The sequence below is a fragment of the Streptomyces sp. NPDC005141 genome, assembly GCF_053599975.1.
In genome coordinates this window covers 1-21808 of the sequence record NZ_JBSFYW010000056.1, presented here as the reverse complement: position 1 = coordinate 21808, position 21808 = coordinate 1, and the positions used below count along the sequence as shown (strand labels likewise).

Sequence of the window (21808 nt, the reverse complement as noted above, 5' to 3'; positions counted from 1 at the left end):
TTCACGCTTCCTCTTCTTGAAGGAAGCCGGCACCGAGGAGGATCCGGGCGAGCGGCTCCGGATCGGTCAGCATCACGTCGTGCGGACCGTCCAGTGCGTGGGTCCGGTAGCCGACTGCCTCGCCGAGACGGTCGAACGGGTAGGTCTGCGGTCTGCAGCAGACGGCGGTTCCGGGAATCCGGTCGACGGCCCCGCCCAAGCGAGTGGGTTCGGTGAACGTGCGCAGTGGTTGGGGGAGCATACGTGCGGCCAGCCAGGCCGCTTCGTCGGTGTCGACGACGCCGAACACCGCCGGGGGCGGGGCGGGGATCCGCCAACCGTCCCCCAGCGTCTCGGCCGCCGTACGGACCGCGTCCGCGAAGCCGTCGGGGGCCAGGCTCACCATGCTGGCGCCGTCCGGCCCCGCCCATCCGTCCACGAGGACGATGTGGCCGATGCCATCGGGCCGTGCGTCGGCGGCCTCCCGGACGACCAGGCCCGCGTAACTGTGCCCGACCAGCACAAGGTCGCCGTCCTCCTGAACGGTGTCGAGGGCGGCTACGACCGCACCGGCGTGGTCGTGGAGGCCCTGGTCCACGACGGTGCTGAGGTCCGGGGTGAGCGTTCGCGCTCCGGCGGCGTGCAGCAGGGGGACGATCCGGTCCCAGGCCCATGGGCCGTGCCAGGCACCGTGGACGAGTACGAACGTGGTCATCGGGGATCCTCCTCACGGAGCAGGGGCAGAACCCGGTCGGCGAACTCTTCCAGTCCGGAGTCGTGGTCGTCGGTCGCGAGTCGGATCACGAGGTGGCGGGCGCCGGCCGCGATGTAGCCGCTCAACCAGTCGGCGGCCTGGCGGGCGGGACCGGCGAACATGGCCTGGACGGAGGCGATGAACTCGAGCGGTGCGTTGTAGTACCGCTCGACGCTCGTCCGCAGGCGCCGGCGCGCGTTCTCCGGGTCGTCGTCCAGGCAGAGCGTCGCGTACAGGGCGGGGGTGACCGAACGGGGCGTCGCCGCCTGCTCGATGGACTCCTGGAGGGTCTCGCGCTCCTCGGCGTACGTCGTCGCGTCGATCGGATAGGGGAGCCAGCCGTCGGCGAGGCGCGCCACGCGCCGCAACGCAGGTCCGCTGCTTGCCGCAAGCCAGATCGGCGGGCCTCCCGGACGGGACGGCGGAGGCTCGATCCGCACGTCGTCGAAGGCGAAGTGCTCGCCCTTGTACGTCACCGCCTCCCCCGACCAGAGCCGCCGCATGGCGTCGATGGACTCCTCCATGCGGCTCATGCGGCGGGCGAATCCGATACCGACCGCGGCGAACTGGGCCTGGGTGTGCGGGTTCGGGAACCCGCCGCCCATGCCGGCGATCAGCCGTCCTTCCGACAGTCGGTCGAGGGTGGCGAGTTGATGCGCCAGCAGGATCGGATGGCGCAGCGCCGGCAGCAGCACCGCCGTACCGAGCGTCACCCGCTCGGTGGCCTGGGCCGCGGCGGCCAACAGCATCAGCGGATCCGCGCGCGGTCTGGTCACGGGGCTGTCCCCGGCCCAGACCGAGTCCAGCCCCAGTCGCTCCGCTCGTCGTGCCTGGGCGATGAGCCGGCCCGGCTCGTGTTCGCCCCGAACGGACTGGTCGCGCGTCGGTAACAGGTAGCCGATCTTGAGTCCCGCCATTTCCCCTCCCGAGTGCCGTGAGGGTTCCGATCATAGGCCGTTGACTTCTTGTTTTTGAAGTGTCAGATTCATATTTCGGTAGCACTGAAGGGAGTCAGGATGACCAAGGCGCTCTACACGGCCCATGCGCACGTCGCCGGCGGCAGGAACGGCCACGGACGCACGAACGACGGGCGGCTGGACCTGGATCTGCGGCAGCCCAAGGAGTTGGGCGGCGACGGTGAGGGGGCGAACCCCGAGCAGCTCTTCGCGATCGGATACGCCGCCTGCTTCGGTACGACACTCGCCCTGGTCGGGCAGCTCGGCGAACTCAAGGCGGACGACGCGGAGATCGACTCGTCGGTCTCACTGGCGCCGGTCGACGGCGGCCGCTTTCAGCTCGGCGTCGAACTGCGGATCTCGCTGCCCTCGATCACCGACGAGCAAGCGGTCCAACTGGTCGAGACGGCCCATCGGATCTGCCCGTACTCCCACGCCACGCGCGACAACATCGACGTCGCGCTGGTGGTCAACGGCACCCACCTGTGACACCGGCCCCGCGCGCCAGATCGGTGGCCTTGTCGCCGTCGAAGTCGCCGGCGAGGAAGCGGGCCGGAAGTGAGTCCGGCCAGCGCCCGTTGGTCACCTTTTGGACGTGGTCGGGTACGCCGCCGCGCTTGATGGGGCCGTACCCGACCGTGCCCTCCGGACCCGTGGTGCCGCCCGGGATGAACAGGTCGGCGTCGCCGTCCCCGTCGAAGTCCCCGATGGCCGCGGGACTCCTGGGCGCCCCTGTGAGCGGCTGCGGGTCGCCCACACCGCGCGGCCCGCCCCAGAGCACGGCCGGACTGTGTCGCTCCGGGGCCTGGACCAGGTCGGTGTAGCCGTCGTGGTCCAGATCGGCGCGGAGCAGCTGCGTCTGTTCGGGCCCCGCCTTGGAGGCTGGCTGCGGGATCTCAGCCCGGGTGGCAGCTGCCTCCACGACCGCCCGGGCAGAGGGCAGGCCGGACGGGAGGTCCGGCCGTGAGCAGCCCCGGTGGTGAACATCCGGGGACGTCGTGCGGTGTGCAGCTCAAGCGAGGGCCACACCGAGCAGTTCTCGTACGATCCAGGAGGCCGACGTGCCTCGTCGGCAGAATCCTGCAGGTAGTGGACGGGAGGCCGAGGGTGGCCGAGACGACGGTGGCCGAGGTGTTGGCCGAGCTGGCCGGGCTCGAGGACCCCAAGGCACGCGCGGTGAACGAGAGACACGGTGACGATCACGGGGTGAACCTCAGCAAGCTGCGCGCGCTCGCGAAGCGGCTGAAGACGCAGCCGGATCTCGCGTGCCGGCTCTGGGAGACGGAGGACACCGCGGCGAGACTGCTGGCGATCCTGATCTGCCGCCCGAGGGCGTTCGGGCGGGACGATTTGGACGCCATGGTGCGCGAGGCGCGCACACCCAAGGTGCACGACTGGCTCGTGAACTACGTGGTGAAGAAGAACCCGCACTCGGAAGAACTGCGCCTGGCCTGGTCCGCCGATCCGGATCCCGCGGTCGCCGGTGCCGGCTGGGCGCTGACCACCGAACGCGTGGCGAAGAAGCCCGAGGGACTCGACCTCCCCGGACTGCTCGACGTCATCGAGGCGGAGATGAAAGGCGCCCCGGATCGCCTGCAGTGGGCGATGAACCACTGCCTGGCTCAGATCGGGATCGAGCACGCCGAGCATCGCGCCCGTGCCATCGACATCGGTGAGCGCTTGGAAGTGCTCAAGGACTACCCGACGTCCCCGGGCTGTACGTCCCCGTTCGCACCGATCTGGATCACCGAGATGGTGCGCCGACAGGACGCTTGAGGAGGGGGCCGGACAACGGAGGGCCAGACTTGGGCATGAAGTGATCGAAGCGGCGAGGGTTCGCGGATCGGTCAGTCGCCGCTGGGCGTTCAGGCGTCGCTCAGGTCGCTGTAGGCCGCGTGGACGGCGGCGCGCCCCGCGTCCAACGCGGTTTCGAGGAGATCACCCTCCCGCGCCAGGCGGCCGACCGGCGGCGAGTCCGGGGCGGGGCGGATCGAGACGACGGCCGAGTGGTGGGCCAGGCGGGCATCGTCTTCGGCCAGACGCACTTCGCGGTCGAGGAACACCTGGCGCAAGGCCACGGGCTCACGGCGCAGCAGAGTCCTGGCGATGATCGGTGCGGAGCGCGACGGCCGCGCGACGTCGATCGCACGCCGGGATCGCAGCACCATGACATGGGTCGCGCCCTGAACCAGCGCGGTCCGGTACGGCACGGATTCCGAGACGCCCGCGTCATAGAACCGGCGCCCGCGCATCATCACGGGGTCGCCCGCCAGCAGGGGCAGGGCGGCGCTGGCCCGCAGCGCCAGGCGCAACTCCGCGTCGTCGCCGATGAAGGGCCGCAGGTCGGTGGAATCCCCGGTGGCGGCGTCGGTGGCCAGCGGGTGGTACTCGATGTGGTTGGCCAGGATCGAGGCGAAGTCCATGGGCGCGCAGTCCTGGTCGCCGTAGCGGTAGAGCACCTCGTAGAAGGCGTGCAGGTCCACGAGCGGGCGCCCGCGCAGCGGGTTGGAGCGCCGGATCAGCGTCCTGGCGTACTTGGGCACCGCCCAGAAGCGCAGTGATTCCGGGCTGCTGCTCAGCAGCCACGCCCCGGAGGCGGCTCCGGCCGAGGCACCGTAGACGGCGTCGAAACTGTTGGTCAGCCCGAGTTCGTGCAGGGCCAGGGCCATGCCGCCGGCGATGATTCCCCGCATGCCGCCGCCCTCGATGGCCAGCGCGACGCGGTGCCCATCGGCACGTGCACCGGGTCGGCTGCCGACCCGCGCGCGTTCCGTGAGCACGCGCCAGACCGGGTGCGGCTGCTCGGACCCGGGCGTCGCGGCGGGGGTGGAGGCGGTCGTCGTCATCTCGGTCAGAGCTCCAAGGGACTGCTCGGGTGCGGTGTCATGCGCGCGGGGTCGGAGCGGCGCGGCGCGAGCGCCAGGCCGGGTCGCCGCTCGGTTGCCAGGGGGCGGCTGCGTCGCTTCTGTCGGTGACGGCGGTCTTGACCGAGCTCAACAGGGCGCGGCGGCCCTTCCGGCCCAGGTGGCTCTCGACGATCCGAGCCGCGGCATCGGCGCTGTTGGTCTCCGCGGCGGCGGCACGGGAGAACTCTCGCAGGCCGGGCAGCCGGCCCGACCCACGACTCCGCAATAGCATGCCCGCCACCTTCACCATCGCCCTTCGCTCCTCGACGTCACGAACCCGCACTCAACTTTACCAGCGAGTAGCCACTCACTAGCCATTGGCTAGCGAAATCGGTCACGTCGTTCACGGACGTCGGCTCACGCCTCGCCGGATCTCGCTTCGCCGCCGGGAACGGCGAGGAGACCCCGGGCGGTCAGGAGAAGGGTGACCCTCAGATCATCGTCCGATAGGTCGGACAGTTCGCCGAGCCCTTCCAGCATCCACACGCACATCACGTAGGCCATGCGCTCCGCCGGCGTGGGTGAGTTGCCGAACAGAACCCGCAGGACGCGACGCCTTCGCCCGTCGTTCTCGGCGTAGATACTGGCGGCCCGGATCTCGGGATCGTGCAGGAGCATGGTTCCCAGTTCACGGTTGCGCACCAGGAAGTCGACCCAGCCGACGGCATACGCGTCCAGCTTCTCCCGACGCGATGTCATGCCCGCCAACTCGTCCAAAAGCACCGTCATTTCCTCCACCGCCGGATCGAGCGAGGCCTGGAGGATCTGTGCCTTGGTTCGGAAGTGGTAGTAGACAGCGGCCTTGGTGAGACCCATTTCGTTCGCGATGGCCTGCAACGAGGTCGCCTGGTAGCCGCGGTCGGAGAAGAGGCGCTGCGCCGTCTCGACGATCTGCTGACGGGTCGCCGCGGCCTGGGCCGATCGGCCGACCACCGGAGCGTCCGACTCTCGATCGCTGAGCACGCTCGCTTGCTCCCGCACAGGTCTTGCCTTCATGGGTCCGTGGTGGTCAACGCCGCACCCCACTTTACCTGCACTGTCGTCGACCGGCCGTCGGCCGGCGAGGCGGGCCGACAGCTGGGTACGGCGGCGACGGATGCGGCGGGGTGTGCCCACCGGACGCACGGGTGTCGGCCCGAAGCTCCCGGACCGGCGTGGACACCGGATCACTTCGTCGCAGCCGGTGAAGGGACACGCGGGATCGCGGAGTTGGGGTCGAAGCCTGCGAACGCCAGCCCGATGACAAACCCCGCCACCTCCTCCAGTTGACGGACGCGATCCAGCGCTCCGAGAGTCGCGGGTGCCCCGCCGACATCGCGGACCAGCTCGCCGACCACGCGCAGTGCGGCCGCATCGTCTCCGCACATCGCCACGGTCACACGGGATCGGCCACTGGCTGGTGAGCTCGTCCACTGGTCGGCGGGAAAGAGATGAAACGCTTTGACGACATGGGCTCCTGGAGCGAGCTCGGCGATCCGCCCCGCCATCGACTCGCCGTGTCCCGTGAGCAGCGCACCGACACTGTGCGCCACGGCGTTCGTGGGATCGATCAGCGGTGTCCCCTCGAGCACGCCGTCGGACGCACCCGCCAGTCCCAGCATGTCCTCGACGCCGTCCCAGGTCACGGCGAGCAGCACCGCGTCGCGCCCCGTGGCCACCTCGCGCCGCGAGACGGCGAGCACCCCGTGTCCCAGCCGCTCGGCCAGGTTCTCCGCCACGGACGGCGAGCGTCCGCCGATCGCCACGTCGTGCCCCGCACGTGCCCAGCCCTCCCCCAGTGCCGCCGCCAGTGTCCCCGTCCCCAGAATCCCGATGCGCATCGCCGCTCCCTCTCCAACAGTTGTCGGTCGAGTGGTTACGGTAGGGAGGGCGTTACGCACCGATCAGTGCGTGACCGGCGCGCGATGATGGCGGTGCGATGACTGAACACGAAGCCCACTGCTACGAGTTGGTCGCCGACTGCCGACTGCGCGCGACGATCGGCGGCATCAGCGACAAGGTCCTGACCGACACCTTGCGTCGCCTGCTCTCCGACGGTCTGATCGACCGTCAGGCGCACGCCGAGGCACCGCCTCGTGTCGAGTACAGCCTTACCACCCTGGGACAGAGTCTGGTCGAGGGCCCGATGAGGGAGCTCGGGCGCTGGGCGGTCGAGCACGGCGACGCGCTTCTCGAGGCCCAGGAGAGCGCGGCCCGAACGCGATCGGACAGCCAGGCGACCGCGAAGGAGCCGTAACGGTCCGCTGGCCGGATGTCCGGTCCGCGGAACGAAGCAGGACACTGGCGCAGGTCGGGGCGCGGGCGGACGGTACGGGTACGAACTCGGTCCTGATCGACAGGCCTGACGGGACTACTCCATGACGGATCATCAGGTATTCGACGGTTCCTGTCCCAGGTCGACGGAACGGCCCGGAACACAAGTCGGCAGCGATTCCATGACCGCGCTCCGGGCCGACCGGTCGGTCACTCCACCGCGTCGCCGTCCTCGGGCTCCGCAGTACGCCCTCACACCGCGGCCGATCGGCTCCCGCCGGGTACGTCCATGGTGCGGGCTGCCCGGATCCGTCGTATCACCACGGGCACTCTCACCAGCGCGGCCACGGTCCCGGCACCGACGGGAACGAGCGGCCAGAACACGGGGCGGATCCCGAAGGCCGCACACACGATGAGTACGAAGATCGCCGCAACCCCGACGAAGAACCCGAGCAGCCAGGGCCCGGACCGCTCGCGCCGCTCCAGCCGCACCGGGCCACGGCGGCAGATCACATACGCGAAGGCCGCCACGGCGAGGGCCATCAGATAGCCCATGATCAGTGGGTACAGCACGAACAGTGCGATGTCCCACCCGCCGGGGTGCCAGCCGGGCCACACGTCGCGCCCGTCGATCTCCACGACCCGCCCGTGCCACAACCCCGCCTCGACCCGCTGTCCCTCCTGAAGGGCGTGCGCCGAATCATCCGGGACGCCGTCCACCGTCTTCAGCTCGTCACCGACACGCAGTTCGATCGTGTACTCGGTGTGGACAAACCAGATACCGCTGCCGCCGTCCTGGCCTCCGCCCTCCCTCCCGGACTCTGTGTGGCCGGTCAGCCCGGTGACGGTGGCCCCGACCGTGCGCAGCGAACCGTTCGACCGCGCGAGTGCCACGGCCGTCTCCTCGTAGGTGCGTACGGCGAGAAGCACGATCAGAGCAGCCATGACAAGGCGGAACACCACACGGACTACGCGCGCCCTCACTGTCCCGGTCCGCCTGAGGCCAGGTCCGGCCTGCGACGTCACATCCCCGGCAGGATCCTCTGTCATCGGCACCCCTTCGCTTTCGGGTTCGGATCGGGACGGACGACAGCTGCCCCACCAGATCACACGCCGTACAACTGGCCTTGGTTGCGGCCCCCTTGACGGCTACGAACGGTCGAGAACGTAGAGCGCCGGACCGGAACTCTTGATCCCGGAGGCGCGAGGAGCTCGGGGCAACGGCGGCTGGGGCGGGAGCAGTCGGCCGCCCGGCCGGACGTGTGTCGTCAGCGATCATCAACCCCTACTCTTCCCTTGATCGAAACACTCACGGGTGCAGGCCCGAGGCGGGGGAAGGCACATGACATATCGGCGCGCGGTGATACCGGCACTGGTCGGAGGCCTGGTGATCACCATGTTGCTGTGGTGGGCGGGAGCAAGCACACAGGCACTGCAACTGCGCGGCACCACAAGCGTGTTCGACGCCCAGTCCGCGAGCGAACTCACGCGATGGCTCGCACCCTGGTCGTACAACCCCCCGGCGGACCTGTGGTCCGACGGGCCCGGGGCCGCCGGCGGAGACACGACCCTGAGCGGAAGCACCCAGTACGCCGGGCTGTACGGCACCGCGATGCAGATCAGATTCGTGGCGGTCTTCGTGTTCTTCCTGGCCGGCGCGCTGCTCCTGATCCGCAGGATTCCGCCGACGCAGGGCCGTACGCCGGCCACGCTGCTCGCGCTCTGGGCCTGGGGGCCGGTGGCCGGGACGCTGGCCGTGACCGTCTCCGCTCCGTGGCTGCTCGCGTCCCGGGAGCACGGCAGCTACCGGGTCCTGCCGCAACTGGCGAGCGTCATTGCGTCGAGCGGGCCGGTCGTGGTGCTCACGGCCCTGTTGACCGCCCTGCTCACGGTGCTCGTGGCGCGTGTCACGGCCAAGGGTGAGGACCCGCTGCCCCGGCGGGGTGTGCCACCGTGCGCCGCCCGCCTGGCCGCGAGCGCCGGGACCGCGGTGGTCGCGCTGTCGCTGGTGATCCTCTCGTACGATGCGGTGGCGGCACGGATCCAGACCTCGTTCGGCGGCGGAGGGCTGCTGTCCGAACCCGGTGACCTGCTGCGTCAGTGGCTGTTGCTCGGCGGCTGGACGGGCCCGGCGACCACACCTCTCGGCGACTGGCTGCTCTACCGGGCCGCCGACGTGCTGGTGCTGGCCGTCGTGTGGTGGGCCCTGCGACTCCTGCCCGGCCTGCTCACACGGACCACGGTTCCGGCGATGGCGATCGGCGCGGTCTGCGCAACCGTGCTGGGGCTGTTGGCGAGCCAAGCGTTGCACATGGCGATCGACGACACGGGCACCGTGTGGGGCCCGGTCCACCTCTTCTCGAAGCTCGGCGTCGGTGTCCCGGCCGCTCTCACCTTCGGCACCGCTGCGGGGATGGCGGCCCTCGTGACACTGCGGCTGACCGGGGGCCCTGACACCTCCGAGATCCCCCGGTGACGGTACGAGTTCCATCCCTCGTGACGTCGCAGTAGGCCACATACGAACACACGGGGCGGCGACCGATGATTTTCGTCGCTCCCTGCGGTCTATATGTCCTGAGGGTGAAGCCGATGGAAGTGAGGATGCGCATGTTCGTCCTGGTTCCCGGGGCCGGGGGTTCGGCCTGGTACTGGCATCGTGTGGTGTCCGGGTTGCGGAGCCGGGGGCACGAGGTGGTCTCCGTCGATCTGCCCGGCGCCGACGAGTCCTCGGGGCTGCCCGAGTACGCCGAGGCGGTCGTTGCGGCTATCGGTGATCGCCGCGGCGTCGTACTGGTGGCCCAGTCGATGGGCGGCTTCACCGCGCCGATGGCCTGCGCCCGCACCCCCGTGGAACGGCTGGTGCTCGTCAACGCGATGATTCCGCTGCCGGGCGAGACGCCCGGGCAGTGGTGGGGCAACACCGGTTCAGAGCCGGCCCGCGTCGCCGCGGCCGAAGCGGGCGGATACACCGCGGAATTCGACCTGGACACCTACTTCCTGCATGACGTCCCGGCCGAAGTCGCCGCCGCCGGAGCGGATCACCAGCAACCCGAGGCCGACATCACCTTCAGCCAGCCCTGCGACATCGAGAAATGGCCCGACGTGACCACACACGTACTTGCCGCAGCCGAGGACCGGTTCTTCCCCCTGGAGTTCCAGCGCCGAGTCGCCCACGACCGCCTCGGGGTCGAGGCCGAGACGATTCCCGGTGGGCACCTGGCCGCGCTGTCGCACCCGGTCCCCCTCGTCGACCGACTCATCGGATATCTGCCGTCGACTTGACCCGGCCGTGAACGACCGGGGCCCGATGCGGGCCGGATGACTCCTGGCGTGCCCTCTGACCATCGGTCCCACGCTCTTCGGGACGTGGCCGCCCACACCCGTCGGCGACGGTAACTATCCCCACTACCCGTCGGTCGTCTACACCCTCGATCTACTGCTCCCGCTCGTCGACCTCGGCCAGGAGCGGGCGTACGGCCCGAGCGGGGCCATGCAGTGGGTGGCGATCATCTTCGTCGGTACCGGCCGGCTGCTGGCGACCACCGTCGCGGCCGGTTCGGGCCGCGTCCTCCGCAGAACCTGAACCTCCCGGAACACGGCGCTGTGCGTGGTGCGGCACCGGCCGGTGGACGAGGAAATCGGTCGCGCCCCGGGGAGCGAGCCGCTAACTTCCGCCTGAGCGCAGTGAGATGCGAGACGCGAACGCGAGAGGAACCGGGCATGCAGATCGAGGGCGCGCGGACCGACCGACTGGGCTTGCTGCTCGACCAGTTCGACCACGCCAGGGAGATGGCCCAGGTGCGGCTGGCGGGGCTCGGCGACGAGGAGTACCTGTGGGAGCCGGTGCCCGGAAGCTGGTCGATCAGACGCCGGGACCAGGCGACGACACCCAGGGCGTTCGGTCCGGGCGAGTGGGTGCTCGACCTCGGCGCAGCGGACATCCCGGCGAACGAGTACGCCGAGGTGGCCTGGCAGGCCGCCGGCGGTATGAGCGTGGCCAAGATCGCCGATGACTGGAGCGTGAGTGTCGAGCGGGTGGAGCAGATCCTGGCCCACACCGGCGCGCCGGAACCCGACGAAACGCCGGTCACGACCATCGCGTGGCGGCTGGGGCACCTGCACTTCCACTTCGCCGGCGGCTGGGAGTGGACCTTCGGTGAGCGGCGGCACGAACCGAAGCTGCTGACCGACTTCACTCCCTCGGCGCCCCTGGCACTCGAGCGGTTCTGGGCGCTGATCGACCGCTGGCGCGACAGCGTCGGCGCCGTCACCGACGAGCAGCTCGACACGGTCGGCTTCTCGCAGTACCCGTACGGCTCCGACCCCGACGACCCCTTCATCGCCGTGCTGGCGGGGGCCAACCTCGAATTCATCCACCACATGGCCGAGATCGCGTTGCTCCGCGACCTGTGGCGGACCCGCTCCACCACTTCCGGCTAGGCCGGTGAGGGGTTCCCGTGCACCTGCGTTCCCGTACACCTGCCCATTGATCACCCATGAGAAGACCGTACGGGCAGGCACTGACATCGCCTGGCCGGCTCAGTTCACGGCGGACGGGTGTGAGGGCCCGAGACCGGGCAGGGATTCGGGCCCTCACGTGCCGCGCAACCGTCGGGGGCGTTTGCGCGATGACCTCTTCAACGAGATTCCGCCCCGGGGGATACGTTCCGCCGCGCGGCTTCGAAGGGACGTGCCGCGGAAACCGCCGGCCCTCGCGGAGCGGGGGTACGACAGTGCCGATTCGCCGGTCCTTCAGCATGATCCAGTGCGGAACCCCCCTCACGTCTTCGCACCAGTCGCCGCGGCGATACGCCTCCCACATGCGGCGCTCTCCCGCACCCCAGTCCGCTGGTGGGTCGTCGTCCTCCGCCATCCGAGTCCCCCTCTGCCACAGCGAAGCCGCGCGAGCACCTCTTCCTTGACCGTGGGAGCGGTTGATCATCCGCGATCTCCCCTGATGCCGGGTGTGGGGCGCCGCGGAAGTGGCGCCCCACACCGGTCCCGTCGGCCGCGGCCACCAGGGATGACGCGCGGCCTTGACAGCGGCGGAGTGGTGATCAGGTCAGTTTGCGGCAGAGCAGTGCGGCTGGGCCCGGGTTGGCGCCCAGGCGCGTGGTGAAGGCGATCCCGGCGGCGTACTCGTCGTCGCCGCACTGGCCCTTGTAGTCGCCGTTGGCGAAGTCGCCACCGGCGGCGTCGGCGGGGCGGTTGTCGGACCGGTCGAACCACACGGTTCGCCCGGCGCCCGCCAGCGCGTGCCCGGCGGGAACGCAGAGGGCCGCCGACGTCCGGCCACCGCGCCGGCTGTAGCCGATGAGGAAGTTCCCCGCGGGACACTGCAACTTGGTGTAGCCGGATGCCCAGTCGCCGCCCGCGGGAACATGGCGTTCGTCGGTGACGACCGTCTGCGTGTTGCCCGCGGCGCGAAGGTCGCCGGTGGAGACGTCGGTGCACAGCCCGCGAACGCCGCTGTGGCCGAGCCCGATCAGCCGCTGGCCGTCGGGGCAAGTGGCCTTGGAAGCACCCGAGTTCCAGTCTCCGTTCGCCCGCACCCGGAGCGACTGGACGTAGTCGCCGTGATCGGTGGCGAGCATGCGCCAGCTGGGGACCGCGGCGACGGACCCGGTGCGCGTCGGCGCGGTCATGAGCCGGTTCCACGCGGTCGCGCGCCAGTCGGTCTGGTCGAGGATGCCGTACCGGTTGCCCGAGGTGTCGTAGCGCAGCAGGGACCAGTCGTCGTGGCCCTCCCACCCTACGAGCGGCCAGTAGGCGAAGTCGGCGTCGCGGTCGGCGAAGTAGTCGGTGATGTTGCCGAACCAGGTACGGGCGGCGGTGCCGGTCTCACCCGCTCCGATGCCGAACTCGCTGACCCACACCGGCGCGGTGAAGTGCTGCTTTCCCTCCGAGGAGACGAAGAAGGCCTGGTCGTCGAGGACTTGGCGGAGCTGGTCGCGTGTGAGGTCCTGGTAGCGCGCGTCGTGGGTTTCGCCGATCCCGGTCGCGCCGCTGTGGTTGGGGCCGGTGTATCCGTAGAAGTGGGCGGAGTACACGAGCTTGTGCGTGGCGACGAGGGTGTGCGAGAGCGTGCGCGCGGGGGTGAGGGTGGGGCGGCCGTGCGGGAACCCGTCGACCGGCAGACCGGTCCAGTTGATCCCCTCGATGACGATGAGGAGGTCGGGGTTGGCCTCGGCGAGGATGCGGTCGGCGGCGAGCTGGGCGGCCGCGTACCAGTCGTGGGCGTCACCCAGGCCCCAGTTGGGGTCGTCCAGTACGTCGCGGCGTACCTCGTTGTAGAGGTCGGCGCCCACCACGCGCGGGTCACCGGCGTAGCGGCGGGCCATGAAGACCCAGTCGTCCGCCCACTGCTGGGTCGACTGCCCGCTGTTCCACCGTTCGTTGCCGTCGATGCCGCAGCACCATCGCGAGGTGTTGGTGTGGTTGTTGAGGATGACCGCGAACCCGTCCTGGGTGAGGGCGGCGACCACGGCGTCGTAGACCTGCAAGGGTGTTCTGCCGCGCAGCCCCGGGTTGGCCGTGAGGGCGACGTCCGGAACCGGCGTCGTCGTACGGATCATCTCGTTGGAGAAGGGCAGCCGGATGCTGTTGATGCCGAGCCGGTGGAAGTCGGCGAGCAGTTGGGGCAGGGGGACACGGTCCAGGCCGAGGGGGATGCCGTAGGAGTTCTGTCCGGCGTGATGGTTGGCCGGGTCGGTGGTGCTCCCGCTGCCCGTCCAGGAGCCCTGCGCACCGTCCCAGTTGGCCGACTTCAGCCGGAAACGGTTGCCATCGGCGTCGACGACGTACCGTCCGCGCGTGGACAAGGGGGGTTGCCACGTCTCGGTCGCCTGTGCTCCGGCGGAAGCCGTCGGCGCGGTGCCCACCGGGTCAGCGGTGGCGGCGACCGCTCCTGGGGCCGTGGCCAGCAGCAGGAGGGCCGCGGCCGCCAATGTCAGGTACTTGCCAAATCTGAGAGTGGGCATCAGACCTCTGTGAGTGGGTGTTGGTGCGCGGACATGGGAGTCTTGGCCGACCGGCGCCCAAGTGCCCAAGCGCCCTGCCCAAGTGTGCTGGGTCGTCGGTGAGTTCGTGCCTGACGGGCGGATGCGACTCTTGGGCACGTCTCTTGGGCGAACGTGCGCGTGCGGCTCTGGTGCGGCTGGTGCGGGCGGTGGCCACCGGTTCGGGGAGAGCCGGGTGTCACCTCAGGTCGGGTCGCGATGACACGATCTTGGAGGGACGCTCATGACCGCAACGTCGGCTACGCCACGGCGACTTCATCCTTCCCACTGACCACAGGAAGGTACCGGAGCCTAGCGGGACGACCGAACCTCGGGCGATGGTTCAGCATGATCTAGCGCGAAACCCAGGGCGTTCACGCCCGCATCGAGAGCGCCGCCCTTGAACCAGCCCGACTCGCCCGAACGATCCCGCCGACGCCTGTCAGCGCGGGTCCGGTCCGCCCTTGCCGGTGACGGCGCCTGTGCGCGACACGGCTGCGGAGAAGGGCGGGGTGTCCTGTTCGCACTTCGTTCCGGGCCGAGGGAGGGTGCCGTCGATGAAGTAGCGGCTCTCGTGCGCGTTGATGCAGCTGCTGGGATTGAGCAGTGCCGTGTGCCCGTACCCGGTGTTGGTGAGCAGGCGGGCGTCGGCCAGTTCCCTGGCCATGGCCTGCGCGTTGCTGTAGGGCGTGGAGGGGTCGTAGGCCGTCCCGACGACCAGGATGGGCTTCGCGGTCGGCTTGTTCCACGGGCCGGTGTAGCGGTTCGCGGCCACCGCCGGCCAGGTGGCACACGGCTCGGCGGCCCACGTCCAATGCCGTCCGGCGTCGCCCGTCCGGGCCGCACTGGCCTGCTCGAGCCGGGGATAGACGCGCGGATCACGTGGATTGGGGCTGTCTCCGCAGAGCACGGCAGCCGCCTGCTCCTCACCCAGATACGGGACCGCGACCGGGAGCGAAGGGGCGGAGGGGGTCGCGGCGGGCTGCGGCACACGGCCCTGCCACAGGTCCTGGAGCCGGACGGCCAGTTCCGTCCATCCGGGGTTGACGATGTAGAGGCTGCTGATCGCGTCGCTCACCGTTCTGGCGTACGTCCATGGGCCCACCGGACGCTGCCGGAGGCGGTTCATCAGCTCGTCGAACTTCTTCCGGGTGGCTTGCGGGCTGCCGGCGGAGAAGGCACACCGGGCCGAGTCGGATCCGCAGTGCTTCAGGAACTGGTCCAGGGTGGCTGCGGCGCTGCCGTCCGAGCCCATGAGCAGGAACGTCGGCAGCCGGGCGTCGTCGGAGGCGTTGTTCGTCCAGGCCGTCGGGGAGATGTTGCTGTCGAGAGTCATGGCACGGACTCGGGAGGGGAAGAGGTTGGCGTAGGTGGCGCCGAGGATCGTGCCGTAGGAGATCCCGAGGTAGGTGAGCTTCGGGTCGCTGACCGCCCCGCGGAGCTGATCGAGGTCGCGAGCGGTGTCCTCGGTCGACACATGCCGCAGCAACTCGGGGTCACGCTCTTCACAGAGGCGACCCAGTTCCCTGTATGCGGCGACCCACTGCTTCTGTTCCTGCCGGCCGACCGGGAAGCCGGCCGGTTTGCTCGCGTTCCAGGCCGCGGCTTCCTCGGGGCTTTCAAAACAGTTCACCGCGGTGCTGTTACCGATCCCGCGGGGGTCCCAGCTGACGATGTCGAACCGCTCCCGCACCTTCTCGGGGAAGAAGCCGTACTCCGGCGGCATCTGGACCGTTCCCGGCCCGCCGGGTCCGCCGGGGTTGAAGAACAGGGTGCCGATACGCCGACCGGGTCCGGTCGCCTTCCGCTTCACGACCGCCAGTTCGATGGTCCGCCCGCGGGGGTCGCGGTAGTCCAGCGGCACCCGCGCGGTCGCGCAGTCGAACGGGCTGCCCTGGACGCACGCTCTCCAGTGCAGCTTCAGGGCCGGCGCGGAAGATGCTCCGGTGTCGGCGGCGGCAAAGTGCTGCCCGGCCAGTGCCGTCGAGAACGCCACCGCCGCGGCGACCGCCGCCGCGCCCCTGCGACGGCTCCCTCTGGATACCGATCTGTGCATGCCTGGTCCTTTCACGGCCGAGCGCCCGATGCCGCCCGTGCGGATGCCGGCGCGCTTCGGGGACTACGACACCGAAGTCCGGCAACGGGCGCGAGGCAGGGGAAGCCGAATGGCCCAGTCGCGGCACGCGTCATGGCATCGCGCGCGGCGCGAGCGTGCGATCGAGGTGGCAGGGACCGCAACCCGCGTCGAACCAACGGACCGGCGGACCGACTGACCGGCGGACCGCGGACGGCAGACGGCAGACGGCAGACGGCAGACATCAGCGTGGACCGACCGCTGAACTCACCGGTGCGCGTGGCCGAGTTCGCATTCGCACTCCAACACCCAGGACCGGCCGCCCGGCCATCACCCGCGGCGGAGCCACGAACAGATCGGCGACGCGGCGGTCATCCGGACAGCGGTGTGTGACACGCCGGCCGGATGACCTCCCCGTGGTCACACCGTCGTGTTCTTCCTCAGTGCGTCCAAGCTCTTGCGGACCGGAGCGTAGGAGAGACCGAAGACGGCCCAGGCGCCCTTGCCGGGACGGTACTTGAGCGCCGCCAGCAGCAGATGCTCGGTGCCGAGCCGGCTGTCGCCGATCTCCCCCATCTCGGCGACCGCACCCTCCAGCAGAGCCGCGTGCTCCTGGCTCGGCCGGATGTCGTCCGCGGACGTCCGGGACACCGGCGGAATCATCTGGCGGCTGCGATTGGCGGAGAATTCATGGAAAGCCGCCAGATCCACGCCGTTGGCAACGAGCAGGGCCGAGAAAGTGGAATCATCCTGCGCACTGAGAACGGTCAGCAGATGAATGGTGAATAATTCGGGACTGCGCTGCGCGGCGGCAAGCTCGCTCGCCGCTCGCTCTCCAGTCGCCAGGCGATCGGTGTACTGCACCGGCATGGGGAATTCCCTTCACTTCGTCTCTAATTCCGGCGGCCGAGCGGCCGCCGCTCCGCACCATTTGCGCACGCTGTTGAGCAGGTCAAACGCCTTGCGTCAGACCGCATGTGACGCGCCGTCGGCCTTCGATGCGTGTCGCAATCATAGACCGCTTTGCCGACCCTACTACCCATCCAACCATTTCTCGACGGTCGGCTGACCAAATACCTACTTGACGGTGCATCGGGCTGAAGCGGATTGTTTACGACATGACCACTCAAGAGGACGACATCGCAATCACTGTACTCATCAGCCGGTTTTTCCGTGCTCTCAATGAGCGGCGCTTCGAAGGGGATTGGGGCAAGGAATACTTCACCGATGACGTCAGGGCGGAGAGCCCGCACGGGACCGCGGTGGGCGCGGAGGCCGTGCGCCAGTCGCAGCAGGCCGTGGAGGACTGGGCCGTCATCCAGTACATGAACACGGACATCCTCATCGAGGGCGACGGCGACGGCGCCACGGCGTCGTGGAACTCCCTGATGACCCATATCCACCACGAGTCCACGCTCAAGAAGCTCGGGGAGGGTCTCGACCCCCTGTTCACCGTCGGCGGCGTGTGGGATGTGGACCTGCGTCGCACGGCCGACGGGTGGCGCTTCTCCCGGACCTCTGTCCGGCCGATATGGATGTCCGGCACGGCGCCGCAACTCCCCGCGGCGGCCGAGTGATCCAGCGGATCCCGACGTCCCCGCGGGACGTCGGGATCCGCTCCCCCCGATCGATCGATCTGATCCGGCAGGACGAAGGCGTGGCCCGGAGCGCACGGGACCGTCCCTGGTCGTCGTCGCCGGGCTCGGTTCGGGTTCCAACGCGCAGACTCCCTCCGGGGATGCCCGTTCCGCCGAGGGCGGGCACTCTTTCAGCACCCGGCGTCCGAGGCGTATTCCACGGCCGCGTCGAGCGCGCGTCGTGCCCGTCAGCGGGTCCTCCTCTTCGCCGCGGGTGTTTCCGTCCGGTCCTGCCCAGCGCCGGGACCGGACATCCCTGACGCCACCGGGGCACGCGCGGGGGCATCGGCCCCTCCCTGCCGGGAAGCGCGGAGCGCGAGGAAGGCCAGGGCGGCGAGACCGGTGACCAAGGAGATCACGCCGCCGGCGACGAGGGCCGCGCGAGCGCCGTGGCGGGCGGCGATCCAGCCCGTCAGGAGAGCGCCGAAGGGCGTCGATCCTTGCAGCAGCAGGGTGTAGAGCGCCAGGATCCGACCGCGGAAGCCGGGGGCCGAGCCGAGTTGCACGCGGTGGTTGACGGCCTGGGTGAAGAAGAGGGCGGTGAAGCCCGTGACGGCCAGCAGGACCAGGGCGGTGCCCTGCCCCGGAGCGAGCCCGGTCAGTGCCTCGGCCGTACCGAAGGCGACGGCCGCTCCGGCCACCAGCACCGCCGACGGGCGCCCCTTGCGTCCCGTGCCGATCAGGGCGCCGATGAGCGATCCCGCGGCGACGGCGGAGGTGAACAGCCCGAAGGACCCGGCGTCGGCGTGGAAGACCGTCTTGGCGAGCAGCGGCAGGGTGAGCTGGAAGTTCAGGCCGAATAGGGCGACGAGGGCGACCGTGAGGAGGGGCAGGAGCAGGTCGGGGCGCGATGCGACATACCGCAGCGCGTCGACGGAGCGTCCGTCCCGCGCGGTGCTCCTCCCCCGCAGCAGTTCCGCGGGGCGCATCATCAGCAGCGCCGCCACGGTGGCCAGGTAGCTGACCGCGTTGAGCACCGACACGGCTCCGATGCCGAGCCAGGTGATCAAGAGGCCGCCGATCGCGGGCCCGAAGATGCGTGCCAGATTGAAGTAGGCGGCGCTCAAAGCCGAGGCGTTGGGCAGGAGTTCGGCGCCGACCATCTCGTGCACGAAGGACATCCGGGTCGGCGTCTCGATCGCGTTGACCACGCCGAGGCAGAAGGCCAGCGCGCACACGTGCCATACGCGCACGGCTCCCGTGATCACCAAGGGAGCCAGGGTCATCGACACGGCACCCGAGACGAGGTTGGCCGCGACGAGAATCGTGCGCTTGTCGTGGCGGTCGGCGAGCCGGCCTCCGTACAGCGAGAGGAACAGCATGGGGGCGAACTGGAGGGCTGTGACGATGCCGAGGACGGTGGCCGAGTCGTCGGACAGGGACAGCACCAGCCAGTCCTGCGTGACGATCATCATCCAGGTGCCCATGACCGAGATGAGCTGGCCGGTGAAGAACAGCCTGAAGTTGCGTACCGACAGGGACCGGCCGATGGCCTTGACCCGAGGGACGGGCCCAGTCGTGCGCGCGGATCGCCGGGGCGTCTCCTGTCTCACGCGCCGGCCTGCCCGCGCCGCGCGAGCAGTTCCTCCAGGAAGGCCAGGACGCGCAGGTGGTAGGAGCGCGCGGCCCACCCGAGGCTGATGTTGTGGCCCGCGTCCGGCTGCCTGTCCATGGTGACGGTGGTCTCCCGCAGATGGCTGGTCATGTCCGCGAGCGCGTCGGCGTCGTGCAGCCACCAGTTCTCGTACTCCGCGAAGGTGAACCGGACCGGCACCCGGACCCGTGCGGCGACGCCCGGAAAGGACCGCGACCACTGCTGCAGCTCCTGCTCCTCCACCGGGGGCATGGGCGCCAGCAGGGGGCGGCTGTAGCGGAAACTGTTGGGCGGGTACAGCCGCAGGGGCCCCCAGTGCCACTTCCAGGAGTCGCGGGCGAGGACACCGGGCGGCTCCCTGGACTCGGTGGCGTAGCGGTGGCCGCAGCCGGAGATGTCGAGGCCGATGAGCCGGCCCCGCACGTCGTCGGCGGCAGCCGTCAGCGCCACCTTGCCGCCGAAGGAGTGAGCGACCAACAGGAATCCCGCACCCGTCGGGAACCGGCGCGCGTAGTCGTCGAGCGCCGCGTGCAGGGTGGCCGACTGCTCGGTGAGGCTCTGTCCGTGCGGGATGTCGCGGGCGGAGCGGCCGTAGCCGGGCCGGTCCAGGCTCAGTACCGAGAAGCCGAGGCGTGCCCCCAGCCCCAGCAGCGACACGCTCGGATGCGCCTGCCCGTCGAAGTACCCGGCCGTCATTCCGCCGCCGTGCACGGCGACCACGACCGCCCGGGGTGACGGGCCCGGCGGCTCGATGTGCAGTCCCGACAGGGTGATGCCGCCCGCGTCGAGGGTGACGTCCGTGACCCCGGACGTCCTGGTCGCGTACGTCCGCTGCATGCCCGGGGTCTCCAGCCTTGCCACCGTCGTCTCCTTCGTGTTCACGCCGCGAACGGGCGTCGCTCGCGCGCCTGTTGGAGCGCGGCGGCCCACCACATCAGCTGGCCGAGCATGGTCTTCACCGCCGCGTCGAGACCCGGGGCGTCCCTCGGATTGCCGTCCTCGTCGAAGTGGCTTCGCGCGTCCGCCAGGCTGACGCCGTCGCGCAGGGTCGCCACGTGGAGTTCGGCGAAGGTCTGCCGCAGCTGCTCCACCGCTCGCAGCCCCCGGGAGCGGCCTCCGTACGAGACGAAGGAGACCGGCTTGCCGCGCCACTGCGTGGGATGCCAGTCGATGACGCTCTTCAGGACGGCGGGGCAGCCGTGGTTGTACTCGGCGGTGACGACCACATAGGCGTCGGCCGCCTCGATCCGTGTCGCCACCTCGTCGAGTCGGTCCCGCGCCTCCGCGGCACGGGCCGGGGAGACCACCACCGGCAGATCGGCCTCCACGGCGTCGATCACGTCGACGCTGAACACGCCGAACTGCTCGGCCTGCCGCGTCAGCCATCGGGCGACGACGGGACCCGAACTGCTCTCCGGGGGACTGCTGGTGATCACTGCGAGACGTAGGGGCTCTTCGTGCATGACTGGCCTCTCATGACATCGGGACTTCTTCCATGGGCTGACAGGCAGGGCACACGCTCCCCGGGGGACGCGCGCGGCACGCCGGAGGCCACCGGGACCGATCCCTCGGGGCGCCCGGTGCCTTCGCGGACCGCCCGGTCGCGGACCAGCGCCAGCAGTCCGACGGCCGCCGTGCCGGCGGCCGTCACCACCAGCGGAAGTCCGGCGGCGCCGTAGCGGAATCCGTCGTCCATGACGGCGACACCGATCAGGGACGCGACGACCGGATTGACCAGCGTCGTCGTCACGAGCGGCACCGTGAGGCCGGCACCGCGGTACGAGGCCTGGGACGCGGCCAGCCCCGCCACGGCCATCAACGCCGTGAGGCACAGGCCTGCCGCCTCGGCGCCCGCGCCGAGGACGCCCCAGCCGTCCACGACCGCCTTGACGTGGACCGACGCCACACCGAACGCCACACCCGCGGCCGCGGCAAGCACCGCGCTCCGCCCCGCGGCCCACCGCATCCCGGCCGCGGTGACGGCCAGCAGGACCACACCGGCGATGCCCAGTCCCGCGATCACCGACTGGTCCCGGACGGACAGCACGCCGCCCGGCCCCGTGTCGACCATCGCGGTCAGCACCGCCAGACCGCCGGCGACGAGTCCCACTCCTGCCCACGCGGCCCGCCCCGCCCCTGCCCGGCCTGCCCCTTCGCCGTGGCCCAGCGCTGCCAGGGGCAGGGCGAACACGATGGTGAGCGCGCCCAGCGGCTGTACGAGGGTCAGGGGCCCCCAGCGCAGGGCGAGCACGTGGAGGAGTCCACCCCCGCCGTTGAGCGTGAGCGCGGCCCACCAGAGGCCGGAGCAGAGAGTCGCGTGCACGGCCGGCCGGCGCGCCGCGACGGCGACCCGCTCCTGGAGCAACGCCCCCACGGCATAACAGAGCGCCGACACCAGACACAGCAGCACCGACAACGCCAAGGCACTCATCGCCCGCGCCTCCGCACCGCGTCCGGCGCCGTGCCGCGAACCCCGCTGTGGACCGTCCTCATCCGTTCAGTCCTTGATCTCGCAGATCGGGGCGCCCGAGGTGAACGAGGCGCCGACCTCGGCGACCAGATCCTTGATGGTGCCGGAGCGGTGGGCGTTGAGGGGCTGTTCCATCTTCATGGCCTCGAGGACGACGACGAGGTCGCCCTCCTTGACCTCCTGGCCC

The 21808-nt window shown here is 70.2% G+C and carries 23 protein-coding genes; 7 read left to right on the top strand and 16 right to left on the bottom strand.

The features are described from left to right. Position 1: 1 nt before the first annotated feature. Both ACWD68_RS32510 and ACWD68_RS32505 read right to left on the bottom strand, forming a co-directional pair. A complete protein-coding gene (locus ACWD68_RS32510) occupies positions 2-694 on the bottom strand; it encodes an alpha/beta fold hydrolase (protein WP_451810035.1) in 693 nt (230 codons plus the stop codon). Beyond that, positions 691-1650, bottom strand: coding sequence for an LLM class flavin-dependent oxidoreductase (locus ACWD68_RS32505; RefSeq protein WP_451810034.1), 960 nt, complete (start codon positions 1648-1650; stop codon positions 691-693). Before ACWD68_RS32505 ends, ACWD68_RS32510 begins: the two co-directional genes overlap by 4 nt. 99 nt (positions 1651-1749) lie before the next feature. Between ACWD68_RS32505 and ACWD68_RS32500 the strand changes: the two genes are divergently transcribed. Further along, positions 1750-2178, top strand: a complete 429-nt coding sequence (locus tag ACWD68_RS32500; RefSeq protein ID WP_451810033.1) for an organic hydroperoxide resistance protein — start codon at positions 1750-1752, stop codon at positions 2176-2178. On the opposite strand, the gene ACWD68_RS32495 is transcribed toward ACWD68_RS32500, so the two are convergent. Further along, positions 2159-2611: an FG-GAP-like repeat-containing protein gene (locus ACWD68_RS32495; RefSeq protein WP_451810032.1), complete on the bottom strand. Its 453-nt coding sequence runs from the start codon at positions 2609-2611 to the stop codon at positions 2159-2161. The genes ACWD68_RS32500 and ACWD68_RS32495 overlap by 20 nt on opposite strands. Positions 2612-2796: 185 nt before the next feature. On the opposite strand from ACWD68_RS32495, the gene ACWD68_RS32490 reads away from it, so the two are divergent. Then, positions 2797-3465, top strand: a complete 669-nt coding sequence (locus ACWD68_RS32490; protein WP_451810031.1) for a DNA alkylation repair protein — start codon at positions 2797-2799, stop codon at positions 3463-3465. An 89-nt stretch (positions 3466-3554) separates the two neighbouring features. Here the strand turns inward: ACWD68_RS32490 and ACWD68_RS32485 are convergent, their stop codons facing one another. The 4 genes from ACWD68_RS32485 to ACWD68_RS32470 all read right to left on the bottom strand — a co-directional run bounded on the left by ACWD68_RS32485 (position 3555) and on the right by ACWD68_RS32470 (position 6415). Next, positions 3555-4535 carry a patatin-like phospholipase family protein gene (locus ACWD68_RS32485; RefSeq protein WP_451810030.1) on the bottom strand — a complete coding sequence of 327 codons (981 nt, stop codon included), beginning with the start codon at positions 4533-4535 and terminating at the stop codon, positions 3555-3557. A 37-nt stretch (positions 4536-4572) separates the two neighbouring features. After that, complete coding sequence (locus ACWD68_RS32480) at positions 4573-4827, bottom strand: hypothetical protein (RefSeq protein ID WP_451810029.1); 255 nt, start codon at positions 4825-4827, stop codon at positions 4573-4575. A gap of 125 nt (positions 4828-4952) precedes the next feature. Continuing rightward, the gene (locus tag ACWD68_RS32475) at positions 4953-5711 is read right to left on the bottom strand and encodes a TetR/AcrR family transcriptional regulator (protein WP_451810028.1); all 759 of its coding nucleotides are present in this window, start codon (positions 5709-5711) and stop codon (positions 4953-4955) included. Between the two features lie 50 nt (positions 5712-5761). After that, positions 5762-6415, bottom strand: coding sequence for an NADPH-dependent F420 reductase (locus ACWD68_RS32470; protein ID WP_451810027.1), 654 nt, complete (start codon positions 6413-6415; stop codon positions 5762-5764). Positions 6416-6513: 98 nt separating this feature from the next. Here ACWD68_RS32470 and ACWD68_RS32465 point away from each other — a divergent pair, with 98 nt between their 5' ends. Continuing rightward, positions 6514-6831 (top strand): winged helix-turn-helix transcriptional regulator, encoded by a 318-nt coding sequence (locus tag ACWD68_RS32465; RefSeq protein ID WP_451810026.1) that lies wholly within the window; start codon positions 6514-6516, stop codon positions 6829-6831. A gap of 269 nt (positions 6832-7100) precedes the next feature. Here ACWD68_RS32465 and ACWD68_RS32460 read toward each other — a convergent pair whose 3' ends face one another. Further along, the gene (locus ACWD68_RS32460) at positions 7101-7793 is read right to left on the bottom strand and encodes a hypothetical protein (protein WP_451810025.1); all 693 of its coding nucleotides are present in this window, start codon (positions 7791-7793) and stop codon (positions 7101-7103) included. A gap of 397 nt (positions 7794-8190) precedes the next feature. Between ACWD68_RS32460 and ACWD68_RS32455 the strand changes: the two genes are divergently transcribed. From ACWD68_RS32455 to ACWD68_RS32445, 3 genes are all read left to right on the top strand, one after another. After that, the gene (locus tag ACWD68_RS32455; protein ID WP_451810024.1) at positions 8191-9324 is read left to right on the top strand and encodes a hypothetical protein; all 1134 of its coding nucleotides are present in this window, start codon (positions 8191-8193) and stop codon (positions 9322-9324) included. Positions 9325-9449: 125 nt separating this feature from the next. After that, positions 9450-10130 carry an alpha/beta fold hydrolase gene (locus ACWD68_RS32450; RefSeq protein WP_451810023.1) on the top strand — a complete coding sequence of 227 codons (681 nt, stop codon included), beginning with the start codon at positions 9450-9452 and terminating at the stop codon, positions 10128-10130. A 438-nt stretch (positions 10131-10568) separates the two neighbouring features. After that, positions 10569-11288, top strand: coding sequence for a DinB family protein (locus ACWD68_RS32445; protein WP_451810022.1), 720 nt, complete (start codon positions 10569-10571; stop codon positions 11286-11288). 617 nt (positions 11289-11905) lie between these two features. Here the strand turns inward: ACWD68_RS32445 and ACWD68_RS32440 are convergent. The 3 genes from ACWD68_RS32440 to ACWD68_RS32430 form a co-directional block, all read right to left on the bottom strand. Beyond that, positions 11906-13828 carry a glycoside hydrolase family 5 protein gene (locus ACWD68_RS32440; RefSeq protein WP_451810021.1) on the bottom strand — a complete coding sequence of 641 codons (1923 nt, stop codon included), beginning with the start codon at positions 13826-13828 and terminating at the stop codon, positions 11906-11908. 460 nt (positions 13829-14288) lie between these two features. Continuing rightward, positions 14289-15902, bottom strand: coding sequence for an alpha/beta hydrolase (locus tag ACWD68_RS32435; RefSeq protein ID WP_451810020.1), 1614 nt, complete (start codon positions 15900-15902; stop codon positions 14289-14291). Between the two features lie 438 nt (positions 15903-16340). Further along, a complete protein-coding gene (locus ACWD68_RS32430) occupies positions 16341-16790 on the bottom strand; it encodes a Clp protease N-terminal domain-containing protein (RefSeq protein ID WP_451810019.1) in 450 nt (149 codons plus the stop codon). Positions 16791-17038: 248 nt separating this feature from the next. On the opposite strand from ACWD68_RS32430, the gene ACWD68_RS32425 reads away from it, so the two are divergent. Further along, positions 17039-17497: a nuclear transport factor 2 family protein gene (locus ACWD68_RS32425; protein WP_451810018.1), complete on the top strand. Its 459-nt coding sequence runs from the start codon at positions 17039-17041 to the stop codon at positions 17495-17497. A gap of 248 nt (positions 17498-17745) precedes the next feature. On the opposite strand, the gene ACWD68_RS32420 is transcribed toward ACWD68_RS32425, so the two are convergent. The 5 genes from ACWD68_RS32420 to ACWD68_RS32400 all read right to left on the bottom strand — a co-directional run. Then, positions 17746-19110, bottom strand: a complete 1365-nt coding sequence (locus ACWD68_RS32420; protein WP_451810017.1) for an MFS transporter — start codon at positions 19108-19110, stop codon at positions 17746-17748. Then, the gene (locus tag ACWD68_RS32415) at positions 19107-19988 is read right to left on the bottom strand and encodes an alpha/beta hydrolase (protein WP_451810070.1); all 882 of its coding nucleotides are present in this window, start codon (positions 19986-19988) and stop codon (positions 19107-19109) included. Before ACWD68_RS32415 ends, ACWD68_RS32420 begins: the two co-directional genes overlap by 4 nt. Before the next feature lie 41 nt (positions 19989-20029). Further along, positions 20030-20614 (bottom strand): NADPH-dependent FMN reductase, encoded by a 585-nt coding sequence (locus tag ACWD68_RS32410; protein ID WP_451810016.1) that lies wholly within the window; start codon positions 20612-20614, stop codon positions 20030-20032. Further along, positions 20584-21582: a DMT family transporter gene (locus ACWD68_RS32405; RefSeq protein WP_451810015.1), complete on the bottom strand. Its 999-nt coding sequence runs from the start codon at positions 21580-21582 to the stop codon at positions 20584-20586. Before ACWD68_RS32405 ends, ACWD68_RS32410 begins: the two co-directional genes overlap by 31 nt. Before the next feature lie 66 nt (positions 21583-21648). Then, the coding region (locus tag ACWD68_RS32400) for an acetyl-CoA carboxylase biotin carboxyl carrier protein subunit (RefSeq protein WP_451810069.1) at positions 21649-21808 on the bottom strand (160 nt) is incomplete at its 5' end.